Consider the following 18,640-nt stretch of genomic DNA (forward strand, 5'->3'; position numbering starts at 1 on the left):
CCTAGCGTGTCCCTCAATGATGAGCCAGCCTGCAGAAATCGAATGGAAAGACGGCCGCGTGCCGGTCTCTACCCGTTTCGACGATCCGTATTTCTCGATCACCAACGGGCTGGAAGAAACGCGGCATGTCTTCCTGGATGGGAATCGCCTGCCCCAGCGCTTCAAACCGGGCTTTCATATCGCGGAGCTTGGCTTTGGCACGGGCCTTAACCTTCTGGCGGCGTGGCAGCTTTGGCAACAGGCGGGAATCGGCGGCAAGCTGCACTTCACCAGCTTCGAAGCCTTCCCGATGCAATCCAAGGAAATGCAAAAGTCGCTGGCCGTATTTCCGGACCTCTCCGAACTGGCTGGGCCCCTTATGGACGCTTGGCGGAAGGGCGCGACCGAAATTGACGCGCCGGACCTTCACGCCCGCATTATCATCGGAGACGCGCGGCAAACCGTACCTGCGTGGTCGGGGCGTGCGGATGCGTGGTTTCTGGATGGTTTCTCCCCCGCGAAAAACCCCGAGCTCTGGGACCCGGTACTCATGAACCAGATCGCCGTGCACACTGCCGAAGGGGGCAGTTTTGCGACCTACACCGCTGCGGGCCATGTGCGACGTTCGCTGAGGGATGCAGGATTCATCGTGTCGCGCATCGCCGGTTTCGGCCGCAAACGTCATATGTCAGTCGGAGTTCTCTCTTGACCCACGCCGCCACCTCCGCCGTTCCCCAGAAGGACAACGGCAAGAACACCCGCCTCGGCATCTGGCTGATGGTGTCCACGACGCTGGTCTTTGCAATTCAGGACGCATTTTCCCGGCATCTGGCGGGCGAGTACAACGTGATGATGATCGTCATGATCCGCTACTGGTTCTTCGGCCTGTTCGTCATGGCAATCGCGCGCCGGCAGGCCGGCAGTATCCGCAATGCTGCCCGCACCGAACAGCCCGTGTTACAAATCTTCCGAGGTGTGCTGCTGGCGCTGGAAATTTGCGTCATGGTGGCCGGGTTCGTCGTGCTTGGGCTGGTCGAGTCACATGCGGTGTTTGCCTGCTATCCGCTGCTGATCGCCGCACTGTCCGGCCCTGTACTCGGCGAACGGGTCGGCTGGCGCCGATGGGCCGCAATCGGTGTGGGCTTCATCGGCATTTTGATCGTCCTGAAACCGGGATTCGGCGTGTTCAAACCCGCCGCCATCATTCCACTGATCGCGGCATTGGCCTTCGCGCTCTACGGTCTTCTAACCCGCTACGCTGCTCGCAAAGACAGCGCGGCCACCAGCTTCTTCTGGACAGGCGTGGCTGGCGCGGTGGTAATGACATTCATCGGCATATGGTTTTGGGAACCGATGGCGCCGTCCGACTGGGGCTTGATGGCCATCCTGTGCGTCAGCGGCGCATTCGGTCATTTCCTGCTGATCAAATGCTACGAGGTAGCAGAGGCAAGCGCCGTGCAGCCCTTCGCCTATCTGCAACTGATTTTCGCATCCTTCGTGGGCGTAACGGTCTTCAATGAAAGCATCTCGCTGAACGTCGTGATCGGTGCAGGCATTGTGATCAGCGCTGGCCTGTTCACGCTGTGGCGCGAACGCCAGAAAGCTACTCGCAGCTAGTCGCCCTTGAGGTCTTCAATCAGCGTAAGCGGGACGACCTCACCGGCCAGTCGCGCACGATAGGGCCCTAAGCTCTCCGTGACACGCATCACATAGTTGCGGGTTTCACGGAACGGGATCGACTCGATCCAATCCACGACATCGACCTCGTCTGAACGGGGATCGCCGAATTCCTGCATCCACTGGATCGGACGGCCCGGCCCAGCATTGTAGCCCGCCGCGACCAGCACCGGCGCATTGCCGAAGCGTTCGAACAACCCCTGAAGGTAATACGTACCCAGAAGCGCGTTGTAGTCGCGGTCACGGGTCAACCGGTCCACGGAATGGGTGATCTCCAACACTTGCGCAACATCGCTGGCCGTGCCCGGCATGACCTGCATCAGACCGCGCGCACCGGCTGGGCTGATGACTGTGTGATTGAACTCGCTTTCTCGCCGTGCGATCGCCAGCGCCATTTCCGGCGCCACGGCGGGGCGATCCTCTACCGAAATCGGGATGACGGGGAAGTAGGCTCGGTGCAGCATATGCCCCGCAAGCGCCGCGCGCTTGGCGATGGCAAGTTGGATGTAGGGAACGTCCAGATCTTCCAGCGACGCGGCCAGTTGCCCGATCTGCATGCGCTCCATGTTTTCTGCTAGGTGGGCGAAGAACCGTGCGGCCAGTTCTTCTTCACCAGCTGCGGCAAGCAATCGACCCGCCTCATATACACTGCTATCGAGAAACGCAGCGTCGGAGTAGTCGGGAAACTCCTCTGCTCCGACCATACGCGGGTCCATCGGCAGGCCCGCCTTCTCGGCGGCGAGTTGCCCGTAAAAGCTCGTCTGGAACTCCGCTCCGAACGCATAGGCCGCACGGGCACCTTCCGGTTGGTCCAGCGCCTCATGCGCGCGACCTTCCCAATACCCCGCACGACCAAGGCTGATCGGGCTGTTCACTCCTTGCCGAAAGTTTCGGAAATGAGCCAGCGCAGCTCCCGGTGAATCGAGCCACCGCAACGAAATATACCCGGCCAGCCATTCCAGATCGGCGAAATCGGCCCCCTCCGACAGGTAATGCTGCGCCGCGATCAGATAGGCATTGCCGTAATCCCCGCGCTGCATCAGTTCTCGTGCGACATAGCGTCGGCGTGACGACCATGCCTCTGGCCGCCCAAGTTGTTCACGTGTAGCGGAGCGTTCCAGCATCAACGCGGCCAAATCGTCGATGCGACCCTTGCGTGCCCGCCATTCCGCCCGCTCGAATGCCAGCCCGGGATCATCGGCCAGTTCGTCAGGAACTGCCGCAATGCGGTGATCCACGCCTGGTTCATCCGCGCGAAGCGCAAGGCGGGCGTCCATCAGCTTTCCATGATCTTCATCGACTCTGGGGCGCATCCGCTCCGCCTGTGTCGCGCGACCCCGCCACAACAGGTCATCCAGCCTGTCCCAGTGATGCTCCGCCAATGCCTGACCGAACCGCGCCAGGAAGACGCTTTCCTGATCGGCTGACAGATCAAGCGTTGTCCACGCGCGAATCGCTTCTGCCTGCGCCGCCCCTTGATCACCTGCCTGATCCAGAGCAACGGCCAGCCTCATCGCGCCTTCGCCGGTCTGAGGCTTCCGCTCGGCGAAATAGGCCAGCACCATGGCGGAGTCGGCGGCAGGTGGGATCGTGACTTCACCCCTTTCCCGAAGGAACGGCATGCCCGGCCAATCCGGATGGTCTGAAATGAAGGCGCGGTAGTCTGTAAAATCGCCTTCACCCGCGCGCAGGCGATGCCATTCCACAATGGCCCCTGCCAGATCAGATTGCGTCGATCGTGCCGCATCACTCATCGCCGCATCCCAATCGCCACGGCGCGTATTCTGCATCGCATCTTCGACGGGGCCGGCTTGAACGGGCGCCGTCATGCAGGTCGCAACCACGCATCCCAGCACTGAGCGTCTTATCGCGACACGCATTTTTCCTCCGGATTCGGGCTTCGCGCACGAAACCTAGCCTCTCTGCGTTCAGTTTCAATTCACAAACTTGGCAATCGGACAATCCGCCGCTAGTGTCCGCACGCTTTGAAACCGCGCCGAGTCGGCGTTCTTCCGTATCTGAGGAGCTTGTCATGCTAAAAGGGTCACTTCCTGCCCTGATCACCCCGTTCTCCAATGGCGAGGTGGATTTCGACAAGCTTAAACAACTGGTCGAGTGGCACATAAGGGAAGGCTCGGATGGCCTTGTTCCCGTCGGCACGACCGGCGAGAGCCCGACCCTGACTCACGCCGAGCATGAAGAAGTCGTCGAGGTGGTCGTCAAAACCGCGGCAGGCCGCATTCCCGTCGTAGCTGGCGCCGGGTCCAACAGTACCCGCGAAGGCATCCGCCTGATCCGTCATGCCGAAAAGGTCGGCGCCGATGCCGCGCTGGTGGTCACGCCCTACTACAACAAGCCCACGCAAGACGGGCTGATCGCGCATTTCACCGCGCTGCATGATGCCTGCGACTTGCCGATCATCATCTACAACATCCCGGGCCGGTCGGTAATTGACATGACGCCCGCCACGATGGCGGTGCTTTCCAAGCTGCCCCGGATCATCGGCGTCAAGGATGCAACAGGTGATCTGGCCCGTGTCAGCCAGCAGCGCGCGGCCTGTGGCGCGGACTTCATTCAGCTTTCGGGTGAAGACGCTACCGCACTCGGCTTCAATGCGCATGGTGGTGTCGGCTGCATTTCTGTCACGGCAAATGTCGCGCCCAGCCTGTGTGCGGAATTCCAACGAGCCACACTATCGGGGGACTACGCCGGTGCGCTGACCCTGCAGGACCGCCTGATGCCACTGCATGAGGCGATTTTCATCGAGCCGGGCGTAACGGGCGCGAAGTATGCAATGTCGCGTCTTGGTCACTGCACCGAAGAAGTGCGTCTTCCGCTGACCGGTCTCACCGATGGCACCAAGGGCAAGATCGACGCTGCCCTGCGTCATGCCGGGTTGCTGAACTAAGACGACGAAAAACCTTCGGGCGCGATGGACAGTCGCGCTCGAATGCCTATATTCGTCCGACCATGGCGAAACAAAAAGACAATCCGAACTACAAGGTGATCGCGGAAAACCGCCGCGCACGCTACGATTATGCCATCGAAGACGATATCGAATGCGGTATCATGCTGATGGGATCGGAGGTCAAATCGCTGCGAACTGGCCAGTCCAACATCGCTGAAAGCTACGCTTCAGTCGAGAACGGCGAATTGTGGCTGACTAATGCCTATATCGCACCCTATGAACCTGCAAAGACCTGGGGGCATGAAGCACGGCGGCGACGCAAGCTGCTGGTCAACAAGCGTGAGTTGTCGAAGCTGTGGCAGGCCACCGGGCGGCAGGGTATGACCCTGGTTCCGCTGGTGATGTATTTCAACCACAAGGGGTTGGTGAAGCTGAAGCTTGGGATCGCCAAGGGCAAGAAGGCCGCAGACAAACGCGCTACCGAGTCCAAACGGGACTGGGCACGTCAGAAGCAGCGGCTCCTGAAACAAGGCAGCTGATCCTCTTTTTCACCTAAAAACAAACACTAGCGATTTTCCGGCAGTACTGTGTTACCTTACTGCTGCGTCAGTCATGTGAGCGGCGCGTCATTGAAGGAAGGGAGACAGCAGAATGGAACTTATCATCAGCCTGATCGCCGGCGCGCTGGGTGGCAACATCGTGGGCGGCGTTGCCAAGTCGCTCAACCAGGGCACGCTGATCAACTCCATAGCGGGCATAGTTGGTGGCGGGATCGGCGGGCAGATACTGTCTGCTCTCGGCACGGGCGGCATGGCAGCCGGGGAGGCCGCAGGCGGCCTGGATATCGGCACGATCATCGGCCAGATCGCGTCGGGCGGTGTCGGCGGCGGTGTGCTTCTGGCAATTGTTGCCGTCATTAAGAACGCCTTGGCCAAGTAAGCCGGCACAGGGCGGCAATTCCGCCCTGCCTCCACATGCAGGCTTGCGTTGATCTGAGAGCGGCCTTAGCTGGAACTGTACCCGGTTCGAGGAGGCTGTCATGAATGATGATCCCAACACGCTCGTTTCAGCTGGTTGGCTGGCCAGCAAGATCGGCGACGGACGCCTACGGATCATCGACGCATCATGGTATCTGCCAACACAGCGGCGCGATACATTTGACGAATTCATGCAACGGCACATCCCCGGCGCCGTCTTTTTCGATATCGACGCCGTTAGTGACCCGAACGCTGACAGCCCGCATATGGCCCCCTCACCAGAAATCTTTGCAGACTACCTTCGTGCGGCAAGCATCGACAAAGGGGATCAGGTTGTCGTCTACGACAGCAGTGGGCTTTTCTCGGCCGCGCGCGTCTGGTGGCTGTTCCGACTGATGGGACATGAATCCGTGGGGGTCCTGGACGGTGGACTGCCCGCCTGGATCGCGGCTGGACAGCCCGTGGAAAGCGGCGAACCTTCTACTGCGAGCACGGCCACCGCGACATCTGGCATTGTGCCCAGCCGCGTGGCAGATATGCAGAAGGTGGCCGAAGCCATCAAAGACCGCTCTCACGAAATTCTGGATGCCCGCCCGCCAAACCGCTTTCGCGGTGACGAGCCGGAACCCCGCCCCGGACTACGCGCGGGTCATATGCCCGGCGCGAAGAACGTCTTCTTCCGTAACCTGCTGAATGATGACGGCACGATGAAAACGGAGGGCGCGTTGCGGAAGGTCTTTTCTGAGGCCGGTGCCGACCTGTCCCGCCCCGTGATCACGACCTGCGGATCGGGTGTGACAGCGGCAATTATCAGCCTCGCGCTGGAGCGGATCGGAAAATCCGACTACGCGCTTTACGATGGGTCATGGTCCGAATGGGGCATGCATGACGAATTGCCGATCGCGACAGGTGCAGAATGAGTTTGCTAGGCAGGCTACAGCCCACCGCGCCCGACAAGATCCTGAAACTCATGGCGATGTTCCGCGACGATCCGCGCATAAACAAGGTCGATCTCGGCGTGGGTGTCTACCGATCCGCCGAAGGCACGACCCCCGTGCTGCGCGCTGTCGCTGAGGCCGAGGCCCAAATTTTGCGCGACCAGACCACCAAGAGCTACACGGCGCTCGCCGGTGACCCGGCTTTCCATCAAGCGCTCGGTGATCTGGTACTGGGTGACACCGCCGACTGGTCGCGAATCGCCGCGATCGCCACACCTGGCGGCACGGGTGCATTTCGGCAGGCTATCGAACTGGTACGCCGCACCAAATCGGACGGGCAGGTCTGGGTGCCCGACCCAAGTTGGCCCAACCACGCCGCCATCCTCAGTGAAACAGGCACGCCCTGGCGCAGCTACCGCTACGTTGACAGAAACACCGGCATGCTGGATCGGGACGGCATGCTGACCGATCTGCAAGGGGCCAAGCGCGGCGATGTAGTGCTTCTGCATGGCTGCTGCCACAATCCCACGGGCGTTGATCTCGACCTGAAGGATTGGGACCAGATTGCCGCGATTTGCGAGCAGACAGGCGCGATGCCACTGATCGACATCGCCTATCAGGGCTTCGGACGCGGATTGGAACAGGACGCACAAGGCGTTCGGCTGATCGCGTCTCGGTTGCCAGAGGCGTTGATCGGCGCCAGTTGTTCCAAGAATTTCGGATTGTATCGCGAACGCGTGGGGCTGTTGCTTGCGCTGACTGACGGTCAGACTCAACAAGCCGTGACACAAGGGGCGATGGAATGGCTGAACCGCTTGAGTTACGCCTTTCCGCCTGATCACGGCGCTCGGGTCGTTACCAAGGTGCTGAGCTCTCCGCAGCTTTGCGACAACTGGCTGACGGAGCTGGAAGAGATGCGCAGCCGCATCGAACGACTGCGCCGCCAATTCGCGCACGCGCTGACAGAGGCTACGGGGCGTGATCGCTATGGATATATCGAACGCGGCAAGGGGATGTTCTGCCTGCTGCCCGCGACGCCAGATCACGTCGCGGCGCTGCGCGAAAGCCACGGGGTCTATGTGATCGACGACGGGCGGCTCAACGTGGCGGGCTTGTCCGAAGACACGATCCCGCAGGTCGCTGCCGCAATCCGCAGCTGCGGCATCTGAAATAAGAATGGGCCCGGAAACTCCGGGCCCAAGTCACGATGCAGACGGGAGGAGGTGTCAGCCTTTCGAGAATTCGGGATATGCCTCCATACCCAGTTCTGCCATATCCAGACCGTTGATCTCGTTTTCTTCGGTCACGCGCAGACCCATGACACCTTTCAGGATCATCCAAACGATACCCGATGCGATGATGGTGAACACGCCCACGACAAGAATACCGTAAATCTGGGTGGCAAAGCTCGCATCCGGATTGGTCCATGCGACGATGAAGGTACCCCAGATCCCGGCGCACAGGTGTACCGGGATCGCACCAACAACGTCGTCGATCTTCAGCTTGTCCAGCATCGGCACCGCGAAGACCACGATGATGCCGCCGATTGCACCGATGATGGTGGCCTGGCCTAGCGTCGGGGTCAGCGGCTCGGCCGTGATGGACACCAGACCTGCAAGCGCGCCGTTCAGGATCATCGTAAGGTCAGGCTTCTTGTACAGAACCTGCGTCAGGATCAACGCGGCGATCGCACCACCTGCAGCGGCCGTATTGGTGTTGGCGAAGATGCGCGAGATATCAGCCACATCACCCACAGTGCCCATGGCAAGCTGCGAACCACCGTTGAAGCCGAACCAACCCAGCCACAGGATGAACGTCCCCAGCGTGGCAAGCGCCAGGTTGGAACCCGGCATCGGATGAACGGCACCGTCCTTGTATTTTCCGATGCGCGGCCCGAGGATGATCGCACCGACCAGAGCGGCCCAGCCACCGACCGAGTGAACAACAGTCGAACCCGCGAAGTCGAGGAAGCCAGCCGAATCAAGGAAACCGCCACCCCATTTCCACGACGCTTGAAGCGGATAGATGAAGGCGGTCAGGACAATGGTGAAAATCAGGAACGGCCACAGCTTGATCCGCTCGGCCAGCGTGCCGGAAACGATGGACGCCGTGGTCGCACAGAACATCAACTGGAAGAAGAAGTCCGACCCGGTGGACGCGTAGGAATAGTCATCTGCCGCGTCGGCCGTCACGCCAACCGCTTCAAGCACGGCCACGTTCGGGAACAGCGCCGAGAACACGCCATCAACGGCCCAACTTCCCAGCGGGTACATCAGGTTGTAGCCGACCAGATAATAGAAGATCGCCGCCAGAGAAAACAATGCGATGTTCTTGGTCAACTGCATGGTCACGTTCTTGCCGCGCACCAGGCCCGCTTCAAGCATGGCGAAACCAGCCGCCATCCAGAACACCAGAAAGCCGCCGATCAAGAACAGCAGCGAGTTCAGGATAAACACGCCGTCCGTGGATACGGCTGCGGACGCCTCGGCAGCGGTCTCGGCCTCCTGCGCCATTCCCAGCGCGGGCAGGGCCGCCGCTGCGGAAGCGAGAATCAAAGTATTGAAAAGTTTCATCTCAGGACTGTCTCCTATTGGATCGCGCCGCTCAAAGTGCGTCTTCGTTCGTTTCGCCAGTGCGGACCCGAACGGCTTGTTCGAGGTCGAGCACGAAGATCTTGCCGTCGCCGATCTTCTCGGTCTTGGCGGTTTGCTGAATGGTTTCGACGACCTGCTCGGCCATCGACGCCGCTACGGCAATTTCGATCTTCACCTTTGGGACGAAGTTCACGGCGTATTCCGCGCCGCGATAGATTTCGGTGTGGCCCGACTGTGATCCGAACCCTTTAATTTCTGTTACCATCATCCCGCGCACGCCGATTGAGGTCAGCGCCTCGCGGACCTCCTCGAGCTTGAACGGCTTGATCGCTGCAATAATCAATTTCACGTCTTTCCCCTTCCGAATTGGCGGGATTTTGCCCGCAGGAGTGCACCTCGGGAGTAGCGTGACTTGACGGGCGTCGGACAAGCGTGTTTGGGAGAATTTCAAGCAGGCATACTCACGGTTTTGCACATTTTTTGCACAATTCGGGAAGATGGCTTAATTCTTGTGCGAAAAATAAACTCACATCACGGTGATCGTGAGTCCACTTTGCAGGTGCAAAACGGTAAAAAATAATCAGGAACCCCGTAAAGAGGGCCAGGATGGCGAGTAACGGCAAGAGCAGACGGCCCATACGGGCTGACAAGAGATATTCTTCCACGACACGGCGCAGCACGGCCACGTCGGGGCGTAAGGCGACTCCGATCAAATCCCGGACCAAAGCCAAGCCGCCAGTCCAAAAACGCAAAGCCCGCCGGGCAAGACGCAAAAGCAGCGGTGGCGGCGGCATCATTGGGTTCTTCGCCCGCATCTTGCGATGGTTCTTCGGTTTGATCTGGTCGGTGTTCTGGAAGCTGGGGGTGGCCTTTGCCGTGGTGATTGTCGGTTGGGTCGCCTACACCGCGACGAGCCTGCCACCATCGTCCGAAGTAGTAGACGGGCGGGCGCGCGGCTCATTGACTTTCCTCGACCGTGATTCCCAGGTTTTTGCATGGCGCGGCGACCAGTTCGGGGGGGTGATCACTGCCGATACAGTCTCACCCAATCTGAAAAACGCCATCGTCGCGACCGAAGACCGCCGGTTCTATAGCCATTTGGGTGTCAGCCCCCGCGGTATCGCAAGCGCCATCAGGATCAACCTGAGCGAAGGGCGCGGGGCGCTGGACGGGCATGGCGGGTCTACCATCACGCAGCAGACCGCGAAGCTCCTCTGCCTTGGTCGTCCTTACGATCCCGGCACAGGTATGACAGAAGCCGAATACGAGGCCGATTGCCGCCGCACCACGCTGCAACGCAAGATCTATGAAGCGATCTATGCGATGGCGATGGAGGCCAAGTATTCCAAGGACGAAATCCTGACCATCTATATGAACCGCGCCTATCTCGGATCCGGCACGCGCGGGTTCCAGGCAGCGAGCGAGCGCTACTTCGGCAAATCCGCATCGGACGTCAACGCCGCCGAAGCCGCGATGCTGGCTGGCCTTCTGAAAGCACCGACACGCTATGCGCCTACCTCCAATCTTCAACGGTCACAGGACCGCGCGAATGTGATCGTCGGGTTGATGGAAGAACAGGGCTACCTGACCACGGCAGAGGCCCAGAACGCGCGCCAGCGCCCGGCTCAACTATCAGAAGCCGCCGAGGAACGTGCAGGCGGGTATTTCGCGGATTGGGTGATGGATACAGTGCCGTCTTTTCTCGGCGCGGAGACAACCGAAGACGTGATCATCAATTCTACCTTCGATCCGGCCATGCAGAAAAAGGCCGAAGAAGCACTGCAACACATTTTCAAGACCAAGGTCAGCGAAGAATCGAAAGCGCAGGCGGCAATCGTCGTGATGAGCGCTGACGGAGCGGTGCGCGCCATGGTCGGGGGCCGCAAGACCAAGGTCTCCGGCGCATTCAACCGCGCGACTCAGGCGCTGCGGCAAACGGGATCGGCCTTTAAGCCCTTCGTCTATGCTGCGGCACTTGATGCGGGGTATTCGCCCTATGCAATGATCACGGACGAGCCGATGACAATCAATGTCCCCGGTTCCGGACCTTGGTCACCGCGCAACTATTCGCGGAACTTCGCAGGCCGGGTAAACTTGGAAACGGCCTTGAAGAACTCTCTGAACATCCCTGCCGTCAAAGTGTCCGAAGCCGTGGGTCGCGAAAATGTCCGTCGCATCGCACGTGGGTTCGGGATTCATAACGGCTTGGATGATGGTCCTGCAGTTGCCCTTGGTACGTCAGAGACGACACTGCTGGAAATGACAGCGGCCTATGCAGGCTTCCTGAATGGCGGCAGCGCAGTGACGCCCTATGGCCTGACGCAGCTAAAACTGATGGGTGACAACGAGCCGTTGATGGGTCAGCCCGGCGGGATCGGCAATCGCATCATCGCCCAATCCGCCGCAGAAGAGCTGAACTGGATGCTCTACAAGGTCGTCGAGGAGGGCACGGGCCGTCGCGCCAAACTGTCCGACCGACCCGTGGCGGGCAAGACCGGCACCACGCAGTCTAACCGCGATGCCTGGTTTGTTGGCTTTACCGGCGATTACGTAACGGGCGTCTGGATGGGCTACGATGACAACACGCCACTCAAGGGCGTCACCGGTGGCGGGCTGCCCGCTGAGATCTGGCACGAGGTCATGGCCCGCATCAGCGAAGGCACGCCGGTAACACAACTGCCAATGTCCCAACCGACCGAGCCGCAGCAATACCAGAACCAACCGGCGCTACAGCAACCACAGACCCGGCAGCAAACGCCAAACCCCGTGGGAACGGCAGAACGGGTCCTGAACGATGTTCTGGGCAACATCTTCGGGCGGAACTGATCTGCGAAAAAGAAAGGCCAGCGATATGCTGGCCTTTTTTCGTTTGGTCTGGAGGACGGTCTAGCCCGCGCTGCGCAGTCTTTGTGTCAACGCATCAATGTTACCGCCGGACTGGTCTAGCATCGCTCCGATTTCTGTCCGCTCAGTCGTCAGCATGTTGATGCCTTCAATGATCACGTTGAAGAAGCGGTCACTGCCGCTGCGGTCGGAAACTAGGAAGTCCACTGCAAAAGGTGACTTGCCGCGCAGATTGGCGGTAGTCTGAACAACCACGAAACTCTTGTCGACACGCGACCCTTGAACGGTGATCGTGCCACCGATGAATTCCCGGAACCTCTTGCCGTACTTGCGAGCGATGTAGCCGCCGAACGCATCCTGATATGCGCGAAGCTGGGCGTTGCTGGCACTTCGGGCATCAGCACCCAGTGAGAAACGCGCAATCGTCGGTACGTCGGCATAGCGCGCAAAAAGCTGCTGGAAGCTTCCGAACATTTGCTGTTCAGACTGACCTGAATTGATAATGCGGGTGATCTCCGCGACCAATTGTTGGACCAGCGACTCAGCCCGTTGCGTAGATTGTGCAAAGGCGGGACGCGCAAGGATCGGCGATGCAGCTAGTCCAGCAAGGACCACGCGGCGGGACGGATTATTCATTGTAAAGCTCTTCATAGGGGTCAATGTAGCTATCCTGCTCAGTATCACCTAGTTCGAACCGACGATTCTCAAGGTAAATTTGTCGTGTCTGGGCATAGCTGTCGGAACTGCCATACAGCACGCTGTCGACGCTGTTGGAGAATTCATAGCGGTCGCCGGCGTTCTCCAAAACCCATGCGCCTGTGGGTAAATAGCTTTCTGGCCCTGCAGTGACTGCGGACAACGGATTCAAGAAGAAGTCAAAGACGTCGCCGGCGACGTCACGCTGCGTGGACGGGCCGAGGAACGGCAGTGCGACATACGCGCCTTCACCAACGCCCCACACATGCAGGGTCTCACCGAAATCGGTATCGCGCCGCTCCAATCCGATCGAGGTGGCCGGGTCAAAAATGCCCACAACCCCCAAGGTCGAATTGATCAGGAAGCGAAACGTATTGTGCACCGTGTTCTCGACTTCGCCCTGCAAGACGTTGTTCACGACCTGGCCGGGAATGCCGGCATTGTTCGAGAAATTGGCCACCCCTTCACGCGCAAGTTTCGGAAAAACCACGCCATACGCATTGGCCACCGGACGATAGACACGACGATCCACGCCCCGGTTGAAATCATGCACCGAGCGATTCACGTTTTCATAAGGGTCGTTGACCCCTGTAATATCCGCATCGGGCGACGATGTTGCGCATCCGGCAAGGCCGGCGCAAACTATTGCAATCGTGGCGGTTCTTCTGACCGCGCTCTTGAACTGGGTCGTTTCGACAGGCACCGGCCAACCTCGCATAAAGCTAGTCTTTTGCCTCGGTCATAATCCTTTCGAGCGTCGAATACCATATGACCGGCACAGTTCGGCAAAGAATTGTTTCCCCAACTGGAACTTGATGACCGTTGCTCTTTCCTGCGGTCCATAATTCGCTGTAGCGTGAGCGCAAATCATCAACACTGGAGAACCAGATGAGCGGACCGACCACCCAACGCCTCGAAGAACTGGGCCTGACTCTTCCCGACGCCCCAGCGCCGGCTGCCAACTATGTGCCTTTCATGAAATCCGGAAACCTGCTGCACGTGTCCGGTCAGATCTCGGCCAGTGCCGATGGTTTGATCAAAGGCAAGCTGGGCGAGACGATGGATGTTGACGCGGGAACAGATGCCGCCCGCACCTGTGCGTTGAGCCTTCTGGCGCAAGTCCGCAACGCCTGTGATGGCGACCTGGAACGGCTGGTCCGCGTCGTGAAACTGTCCGCCTTCGTCAACTCCGCGCCTGATTTCGGCGATCAGCCAAAAGTGGTCAACGGCGCATCCGATTTGCTGGTGCAGGTGCTGGGCGACAAGGGTCGCCACGCACGGTCCGCCGTGGGCGTCGCTGCTTTGCCTTTCGGCGTCGCGGTCGAGATCGAAGGCATATTCGAGATCGAATGACCCGGACCCTGCCAAAACCTTTTCTGGCGCAGCCCATCGCCCATCGGGGGTTGCATGGCCCTGCGCCGGAAAACTCGCTCGGGGCCTTCCGCGCAGCAATAGCGGGAGGCTTCGGGATCGAGCTGGACGTTCAGTTGACCCGTGACCGCAAGGCCGTCGTCTTCCATGACTACACTCTGGAACGGCTGACGCGCGAAGCGGGCCCGGTTCGCATGCACGACCAGTATGAACTTGGAAACTTCTCGCTGGAAGGCACCGAAGAGACCATTCCCACCCTGCCTGAAACGCTTGGCTTGGTAGCCGGGCAGGTTCCTATCATCATCGAGATCAAGGATCAGGACATGCATCTGGGTCCCGATATCGGCCCGCTGGAGCGCGCGGTAGCCAAAGATATCCGCCGCTATCCCGGAGATCTGGCGCTCATGTCGTTCAACCCGCATACAGTCCACATGATGAAGGAACTGTGCCCCGGTACCGCCTGCGGATTGATCACTTGCGACTTTCCGGAAGAACACTGGGGCCGAATTGATTCCAAGCGCCTTGCGGAACTCCGCAGCTACGATAGCGTGAATGCGTGCAATGCGGACTTCATCAGCCATGTGGTGAATGATCTCGACAGCGGTCTTGTGGCACAGGCGCGGGCTGACGGATTGCCGGTCTTGTGCTGGACGGTCCGAAGCGTGGAGGACGCGCGCCACGCCTATCGCCTCGCGGATCAAATCACCTTCGAGGGTTTCACCCCGGCTTGATCCGCGCGTTTGAGTTCCCAGCTATTGGGTACTACCAACAGGATCCCCATGACCGAAGCGACGCTGGAAATTTCACTGCTCGACAGCCTTGCCGCGATTGATGAGCAGGTTTGGGATGCCTGTGCCTGTCCAGAAGCGTCAGACGGCGGACGCCCATTCGATCCGTTCACCACGCATCGGTTCCTGTTCGCGCTGGAACAAAGCGGGTCTGTCGGGCCGGGGACAGGGTGGGAACCGCGCTACCTGAACGCGAAGCTTGATGGCCAGATCATTGGTGTAGCGCCGCTTTACGCCAAGGGTCACAGTCAAGGTGAGTACATCTTCGATCACAGCTGGGCTCATGCTTATGAACGGGCGGGCGGCCAGTATTATCCCAAGCTGCAAATCGCCGTCCCCTTCACGCCAGCGACCGGTCGCCGCTTTCTGACACGCCCCGGTTTCGAACAGGTGGGGCTTTCGGCGCTGGTGCAAGGCGTCGTGAAGCTGACAGCGAATAACGGACTGTCTTCGCTGCACATCACGTTCTGTGCTCCGGAAGAGGCGGAACTGGGCCGTGAAATGGGGTTGCTGCATCGTACCAGCCAGCAGTTTCACTGGATCAACCACGACTACGCGGATTTCGATGCCTTTCTGGCAGCGTTGTCCTCGCGCAAGCGCAAGAACATCCGCAAGGAACGCAAGATGGCCCAAAGCTTCGGCGGCGAGATTATTGCCCTGAGCGGCCAACAGATCGAACCCACCCATTGGGACGCATTCTGGGATTTCTACCAAGACACCGGGGCGCGGAAATGGGGCACACCCTACCTGACCCGTGAATTCTTCGACATCGTGCACGAAACGATGCGCGACGACATGTTGCTGGTTCTGGCCGAGCGCGATGGTGTTCCCGTGGCAGGCGCGCTGAATTTCATCGGGCGCGATACACTTTTCGGACGTTACTGGGGCGCGTCGGAACATCACCCCTGCCTGCATTTCGAACTGTGCTACTATCAGGCAATAGACTACGCGATCCGGCACGGAATGCAGCGGGTCGAGGCGGGGGCGCAAGGCGAGCACAAGCTCGCCCGTGGTTACATGCCCGTCACCACGCATTCGCTTCACTGGATCGCCGATAGCGGGTTTGAACAGGCAGTGCGGGAATACCTTCAGGCGGAGGCGAACGCCGTGGATGAAGAAATCGAGATCCTGACATCCTACGGCCCGTTTCGCAAAACCGCTTCATCCGCAGACCCTTGAATCAGGAGACACCGATGGCCGATAAACTCACCGACCGCAGCGTGCTGGAGCCGCTTTTCACAAATGGCTGGTCAATGGTCGAAGGGCGCAACGCGATCACCAAGACCTACCAGTTCAAGAATTTCATCGAAGCGTTCGGCTGGATGACGCGCGCGGCAATCCACGCCGAAAAGATGAACCACCACCCGGAATGGTTCAACGTCTACAAGACGGTCGAGGTAACGCTGTCCACGCATGACGCGGGCGGTTTGACGGAACTGGACGTCAAGCTCGCCAAGAAGCTCGACGCGCTGTGAAGCGCGTCGAGCGATAGATCAGATCGCGTCCAGAAGCGATTCTCCGCCGGAGATTTCGCACTGGCCGGGGCTTTCTTCGACGTTCAGCACCTTGACCACACCGTCATCGGCATACAGCGCGTAGCGCTTGGACCGCTTGACCAGACCTGCGGGCGGGGCGTCGAAATCCATGCCGATCGCGGCGGTCAGTTCCGTCGCCGGATCACCCAGCATCGTGATACCCGCTTCAGATGCGCCGCTGGCATCGTCCCACGCCTTCATTACGAAGGGGTCATTGACGGACACGCAGATGATCTCGTCCACGCCCTTACCATCAAACGCCGCCTTGTTGCGGATGAAGCTGGGCAGATGCGCGGAGTGGCAGGTGGGCGTAAAGGCACCCGGCACGGCGAAGATCACGACCTTGCGGCCATTGGTCAGATCGGACAGCTTGACCTGCTCCGGCCCTTCTGCACCAAGGCGAACGAGCGTGGCGTCGGGCAGCCTGTCTCCGGTGGAAATCGTCATGTCGCAAAAATCCTTCCTTGTTTGCGTCATCACCACAGTGGTTATAGGGTCCACGTCGGATTTAAAACAGACAGAAGATGAGCGGTAGATGAGTCGGATCGTTGTTGTGGGCGCCGGACAGGCGGGCGCGTCCTTGGTGGCCAAGCTTCGCAGCAAAGGATTTGACGGAGACATCACCCTGATCGGCGCCGAACCCGTCCCTCCCTATCAACGGCCACCATTGTCCAAGGCCTATCTGCTGGGCGAAATGGCACAGGAACGTCTGTATCTACGCCCGCCGAGCTTCTACGCAGACCAGAACATCACCCTGAAGCTCGGTCAGCCGGTGGCTGCGATAGACCCCGCCGCCAAGACCGTGACCGTGGGTGACGAGGTAATCGCCTATGACCAACTTGCCCTGACCACCGGGTCAGAGCCCCGACGCCTTCCTGACGTGATGGGCGGGCAACTGGCCAACGTCTTCACCGTACGGCACCTGACCGATGTGGACGCGTTCGAGCCTTTGGTAACCGACGGTGCGCACGTGCTGGTCGTGGGTGGTGGCTATATCGGGCTGGAGGCGGCAGCCGTGGCGGCAAAAAAGGGGCTGCGCGTTACGCTGATCGAAATGGCTGATCGCATCCTGCAGCGCGTCGCGGCCCCAGAAACCTCCGACTATTTCCGCAATCTGCACAGCGGCCACGGTGTCAACATCCGCGAGAAAACCGGGCTGGCGGGTCTGATCGAAAGCGACGGAATTGCGACGGGGGCTGAGCTTTCGGACGGATCGTGCCTGGATGTTGACTTCGTGCTCGTGGGTGTCGGCATCACCCCGCATTCAACACTTGCCGAGGCCGCCGGCATCACCCTTGAAAATGGCATCCGCGTCGATGAACTCGGCAGAACCTCCGACCCATCGATCTGGGCGGCGGGGGATTGCGCGTCCTTCCCCTATCGCGGGGACCGTATCAGGCTGGAAAGCGTCCAGAACGCCATCGACCAGGCCGAGGCGGTCGCAGAGAACATGCTGGGCGCGAACAAGCCTTATGACGCGAAACCGTGGTTCTGGTCCGATCAGTTCGACGTCAAGCTTCAGATCGCGGGGCTGAACACGGGCTACACCCATGTCGTACGACGTCCGGGCGAGAAAGACGGTGCGCAGTCTATCTGGTATTATTGCGCCGATGAACTTCGCGCCGTGGACGCCATGAATGACCCGCGCGCCTATATGGTCGGCAAACGGCTGATCGAGGCCGGCAAGTCACCGGACCAGGCCCTGATCGCCGACCCATCCACCGATCTGAAATCCTTGTTGCGTGGCTAGATGCGGATCATCGCGGGAAAGTTCCGCGGGCTGGCGCTCGCTTCGGTCGGCAAGGGCGACGCGGGCGCGCATCTGCGCCCCACGACCGACCGCGTGCGGGAAAACCTGTTCAACGTGTTGTCGGGTGGCGGCTTCGGTGACCCGATCACCGGTCAGCGGGTGCTGGACCTGTTCGCCGGCACCGGCGCGCTGGGGCTGGAGGCCCTGTCCCGAGGCGCAGCGCATACAACCTTTGTCGATGACGGACGCAAGGCGCAAAGCCTGATCCGGCGCAATATCGAACTGACACGCAGCAAGGACGACACGCGTCTGATCCCGCGCAATGTGTTGAAGCTGGGGCCGAACGATGCGCAACCGTTCGAACTGATCTTTCTCGACCCACCCTACGGCAAAGGCTTGGGCGCAAAAGCCCTGATCAACGCGTTGACGCAAGGTTGGATCGCTCCAGATGCCTTGATCGTATGGGAGGAAGGCGCGCCGCAGGCCGCACCGGACGGTTTCCGACTGCTTGACCAACGGCGTTACGGCGACACGCATGTCACTTTTCTGGAACCCACGGAGACCGATCTCTAAGTCGGCCTCT

The 18,640-nt window shown here is 60.0% G+C and carries 21 protein-coding genes; 14 read left to right on the forward strand and 7 right to left on the reverse strand.

The features are described 5' to 3' along the window. Nucleotides 1-16: 16 nt before the first annotated feature. Both mnmC2 and FPZ52_RS09890 read left to right on the forward strand, forming a co-directional pair. Nucleotides 17-688, forward strand: a complete 672-nt coding sequence (gene mnmC2 / locus FPZ52_RS09885; RefSeq protein ID WP_146365271.1) for a tRNA (5-methylaminomethyl-2-thiouridine)(34)-methyltransferase MnmC2 — start codon at nucleotides 17-19, stop codon at nucleotides 686-688. Then, entirely contained in the window at nucleotides 685-1,596 is a 912-nt protein-coding gene (locus FPZ52_RS09890; protein ID WP_276617440.1) for a DMT family transporter, read from the forward strand. The genes mnmC2 and FPZ52_RS09890 overlap by 4 nt, the downstream gene beginning before the upstream one ends. Here FPZ52_RS09890 and FPZ52_RS09895 read toward each other — a convergent pair. Next, on the reverse strand, nucleotides 1,593-3,536 hold the full coding sequence (locus FPZ52_RS09895) for a lytic transglycosylase domain-containing protein (protein ID WP_146365272.1): 1,944 nt from the start codon (nucleotides 3,534-3,536) through the stop codon (nucleotides 1,593-1,595). The two genes, FPZ52_RS09890 and FPZ52_RS09895, sit on opposite strands and share 4 nt — an antisense overlap. Before the next feature lie 152 nt (nucleotides 3,537-3,688). Here FPZ52_RS09895 and dapA point away from each other — a divergent pair, with 152 nt between their 5' ends. The 5 genes from dapA (at nucleotide 3,689) to FPZ52_RS09920 (ending at nucleotide 7,648) form a co-directional block, all read left to right on the forward strand. Continuing rightward, nucleotides 3,689-4,564, forward strand: coding sequence for a 4-hydroxy-tetrahydrodipicolinate synthase (gene dapA, locus FPZ52_RS09900; RefSeq protein WP_146365273.1), 876 nt, complete (start codon nucleotides 3,689-3,691; stop codon nucleotides 4,562-4,564). 62 nt (nucleotides 4,565-4,626) lie between these two features. Then, the gene (gene smpB, locus FPZ52_RS09905; RefSeq protein ID WP_146365274.1) at nucleotides 4,627-5,103 is read left to right on the forward strand and encodes an SsrA-binding protein SmpB; all 477 of its coding nucleotides are present in this window, start codon (nucleotides 4,627-4,629) and stop codon (nucleotides 5,101-5,103) included. A gap of 112 nt (nucleotides 5,104-5,215) precedes the next feature. Beyond that, nucleotides 5,216-5,503: a hypothetical protein gene (locus tag FPZ52_RS09910; RefSeq protein ID WP_146365275.1), complete on the forward strand. Its 288-nt coding sequence runs from the start codon at nucleotides 5,216-5,218 to the stop codon at nucleotides 5,501-5,503. A 100-nt stretch (nucleotides 5,504-5,603) separates the two neighbouring features. Next, nucleotides 5,604-6,461 (forward strand): 3-mercaptopyruvate sulfurtransferase, encoded by an 858-nt coding sequence (sseA, locus tag FPZ52_RS09915; RefSeq protein WP_146365276.1) that lies wholly within the window; start codon nucleotides 5,604-5,606, stop codon nucleotides 6,459-6,461. Nucleotides 6,462-6,463: 2 nt separating this feature from the next. After that, a complete protein-coding gene (locus FPZ52_RS09920; RefSeq protein WP_146365741.1) occupies nucleotides 6,464-7,648 on the forward strand; it encodes an amino acid aminotransferase in 1,185 nt (394 codons plus the stop codon). Nucleotides 7,649-7,705: 57 nt separating this feature from the next. Here FPZ52_RS09920 and FPZ52_RS09925 read toward each other — a convergent pair whose 3' ends face one another. The 3 genes from FPZ52_RS09925 to FPZ52_RS19175 form a co-directional block, all read right to left on the reverse strand. Beyond that, nucleotides 7,706-9,052 (reverse strand): ammonium transporter, encoded by a 1,347-nt coding sequence (locus FPZ52_RS09925; RefSeq protein ID WP_146365277.1) that lies wholly within the window; start codon nucleotides 9,050-9,052, stop codon nucleotides 7,706-7,708. A gap of 31 nt (nucleotides 9,053-9,083) precedes the next feature. Next, a complete protein-coding gene (locus tag FPZ52_RS09930; RefSeq protein ID WP_146365278.1) occupies nucleotides 9,084-9,422 on the reverse strand; it encodes a P-II family nitrogen regulator in 339 nt (112 codons plus the stop codon). Nucleotides 9,423-9,534: 112 nt separating this feature from the next. Then, a complete protein-coding gene (locus FPZ52_RS19175) occupies nucleotides 9,535-9,870 on the reverse strand; it encodes a hypothetical protein (RefSeq protein ID WP_240804346.1) in 336 nt (111 codons plus the stop codon). Nucleotides 9,871-9,889: 19 nt separating this feature from the next. Between FPZ52_RS19175 and FPZ52_RS09935 the strand changes: the two genes are divergently transcribed. After that, a complete protein-coding gene (locus tag FPZ52_RS09935; RefSeq protein WP_240804347.1) occupies nucleotides 9,890-11,899 on the forward strand; it encodes a transglycosylase domain-containing protein in 2,010 nt (669 codons plus the stop codon). Between the two features lie 60 nt (nucleotides 11,900-11,959). On the opposite strand, the gene FPZ52_RS09940 is transcribed toward FPZ52_RS09935, so the two are convergent. Continuing rightward, nucleotides 11,960-12,553: an MlaC/ttg2D family ABC transporter substrate-binding protein gene (locus tag FPZ52_RS09940; protein WP_146365280.1), complete on the reverse strand. Its 594-nt coding sequence runs from the start codon at nucleotides 12,551-12,553 to the stop codon at nucleotides 11,960-11,962. Then, nucleotides 12,546-13,331, reverse strand: coding sequence for an MlaA family lipoprotein (locus FPZ52_RS09945; RefSeq protein WP_146365281.1), 786 nt, complete (start codon nucleotides 13,329-13,331; stop codon nucleotides 12,546-12,548). The genes FPZ52_RS09940 and FPZ52_RS09945 overlap by 8 nt, the downstream gene beginning before the upstream one ends. A gap of 170 nt (nucleotides 13,332-13,501) precedes the next feature. Between FPZ52_RS09945 and FPZ52_RS09950 the strand changes: the two genes are divergently transcribed. From FPZ52_RS09950 to FPZ52_RS09965, 4 genes are read left to right on the forward strand one after another with little or no spacing between them, the layout of a single operon-like run. Continuing rightward, nucleotides 13,502-13,966: a RidA family protein gene (locus FPZ52_RS09950; protein WP_146365282.1), complete on the forward strand. Its 465-nt coding sequence runs from the start codon at nucleotides 13,502-13,504 to the stop codon at nucleotides 13,964-13,966. After that, nucleotides 13,963-14,715 (forward strand): glycerophosphodiester phosphodiesterase family protein, encoded by a 753-nt coding sequence (locus FPZ52_RS09955; RefSeq protein WP_146365283.1) that lies wholly within the window; start codon nucleotides 13,963-13,965, stop codon nucleotides 14,713-14,715. The genes FPZ52_RS09950 and FPZ52_RS09955 overlap by 4 nt, the downstream gene beginning before the upstream one ends. A gap of 48 nt (nucleotides 14,716-14,763) precedes the next feature. Further along, nucleotides 14,764-15,951, forward strand: a complete 1,188-nt coding sequence (locus FPZ52_RS09960) for a GNAT family N-acetyltransferase (protein WP_146365284.1) — start codon at nucleotides 14,764-14,766, stop codon at nucleotides 15,949-15,951. A gap of 14 nt (nucleotides 15,952-15,965) precedes the next feature. Then, entirely contained in the window at nucleotides 15,966-16,247 is a 282-nt protein-coding gene (locus FPZ52_RS09965; RefSeq protein WP_146365285.1) for a 4a-hydroxytetrahydrobiopterin dehydratase, read from the forward strand. A gap of 18 nt (nucleotides 16,248-16,265) precedes the next feature. On the opposite strand, the gene FPZ52_RS09970 is transcribed toward FPZ52_RS09965, so the two are convergent. Then, on the reverse strand, nucleotides 16,266-16,754 hold the full coding sequence (locus tag FPZ52_RS09970; protein ID WP_146365286.1) for a peroxiredoxin: 489 nt from the start codon (nucleotides 16,752-16,754) through the stop codon (nucleotides 16,266-16,268). An 88-nt stretch (nucleotides 16,755-16,842) separates the two neighbouring features. On the opposite strand from FPZ52_RS09970, the gene FPZ52_RS09975 reads away from it, so the two are divergent. Both FPZ52_RS09975 and rsmD read left to right on the forward strand, forming a co-directional pair. Next, on the forward strand, nucleotides 16,843-18,057 hold the full coding sequence (locus FPZ52_RS09975; RefSeq protein ID WP_146365287.1) for an NAD(P)/FAD-dependent oxidoreductase: 1,215 nt from the start codon (nucleotides 16,843-16,845) through the stop codon (nucleotides 18,055-18,057). Next, nucleotides 18,058-18,630, forward strand: a complete 573-nt coding sequence (rsmD, locus tag FPZ52_RS09980; protein WP_146365288.1) for a 16S rRNA (guanine(966)-N(2))-methyltransferase RsmD — start codon at nucleotides 18,058-18,060, stop codon at nucleotides 18,628-18,630. It begins immediately after the preceding gene. The last annotated feature ends 10 nt before the right edge of the window (nucleotides 18,631-18,640 follow it).

It is taken from the genome of Qingshengfaniella alkalisoli (assembly GCF_007855645.1).
Taxonomy (GTDB): domain Bacteria; phylum Pseudomonadota; class Alphaproteobacteria; order Rhodobacterales; family Rhodobacteraceae; genus Qingshengfaniella; species Qingshengfaniella alkalisoli.

What these genes read in the sequence shown, in the direction of transcription:
- dapA (WP_146365273.1), top strand. Translation starts at nt 3,689, where the DNA reads ATGCTAAAAGGGTCACTTCCTGCCCTGATCACCCCGTTCTCCAATGGC.
- FPZ52_RS09895 (WP_146365272.1), bottom strand. Translation starts at nt 3,536, where the DNA reads ATGCGTGTCGCGATAAGACGCTCAGTGCTGGGATGCGTGGTTGCGACC.
- FPZ52_RS09925 (WP_146365277.1), bottom strand. Translation starts at nt 9,052, where the DNA reads ATGAAACTTTTCAATACTTTGATTCTCGCTTCCGCAGCGGCGGCCCTG.
- mnmC2 (WP_146365271.1), top strand. Translation starts at nt 17, where the DNA reads ATGATGAGCCAGCCTGCAGAAATCGAATGGAAAGACGGCCGCGTGCCG.
- FPZ52_RS09970 (WP_146365286.1), bottom strand. Translation starts at nt 16,754, where the DNA reads ATGACGATTTCCACCGGAGACAGGCTGCCCGACGCCACGCTCGTTCGC.
- FPZ52_RS09975 (WP_146365287.1), top strand. Translation starts at nt 16,843, where the DNA reads ATGAGTCGGATCGTTGTTGTGGGCGCCGGACAGGCGGGCGCGTCCTTG.
- smpB (WP_146365274.1), top strand. Translation starts at nt 4,627, where the DNA reads ATGGCGAAACAAAAAGACAATCCGAACTACAAGGTGATCGCGGAAAAC.
- rsmD (WP_146365288.1), top strand. Translation starts at nt 18,058, where the DNA reads ATGCGGATCATCGCGGGAAAGTTCCGCGGGCTGGCGCTCGCTTCGGTC.
- FPZ52_RS09965 (WP_146365285.1), top strand. Translation starts at nt 15,966, where the DNA reads ATGGCCGATAAACTCACCGACCGCAGCGTGCTGGAGCCGCTTTTCACA.
- FPZ52_RS09960 (WP_146365284.1), top strand. Translation starts at nt 14,764, where the DNA reads ATGACCGAAGCGACGCTGGAAATTTCACTGCTCGACAGCCTTGCCGCG.
- FPZ52_RS09955 (WP_146365283.1), top strand. Translation starts at nt 13,963, where the DNA reads ATGACCCGGACCCTGCCAAAACCTTTTCTGGCGCAGCCCATCGCCCAT.
- FPZ52_RS09940 (WP_146365280.1), bottom strand. Translation starts at nt 12,553, where the DNA reads ATGAATAATCCGTCCCGCCGCGTGGTCCTTGCTGGACTAGCTGCATCG.
- FPZ52_RS19175 (WP_240804346.1), bottom strand. Translation starts at nt 9,870, where the DNA reads ATGATGCCGCCGCCACCGCTGCTTTTGCGTCTTGCCCGGCGGGCTTTG.
- FPZ52_RS09950 (WP_146365282.1), top strand. Translation starts at nt 13,502, where the DNA reads ATGAGCGGACCGACCACCCAACGCCTCGAAGAACTGGGCCTGACTCTT.
- FPZ52_RS09910 (WP_146365275.1), top strand. Translation starts at nt 5,216, where the DNA reads ATGGAACTTATCATCAGCCTGATCGCCGGCGCGCTGGGTGGCAACATC.
- FPZ52_RS09945 (WP_146365281.1), bottom strand. Translation starts at nt 13,331, where the DNA reads ATGCGAGGTTGGCCGGTGCCTGTCGAAACGACCCAGTTCAAGAGCGCG.
- sseA (WP_146365276.1), top strand. Translation starts at nt 5,604, where the DNA reads ATGAATGATGATCCCAACACGCTCGTTTCAGCTGGTTGGCTGGCCAGC.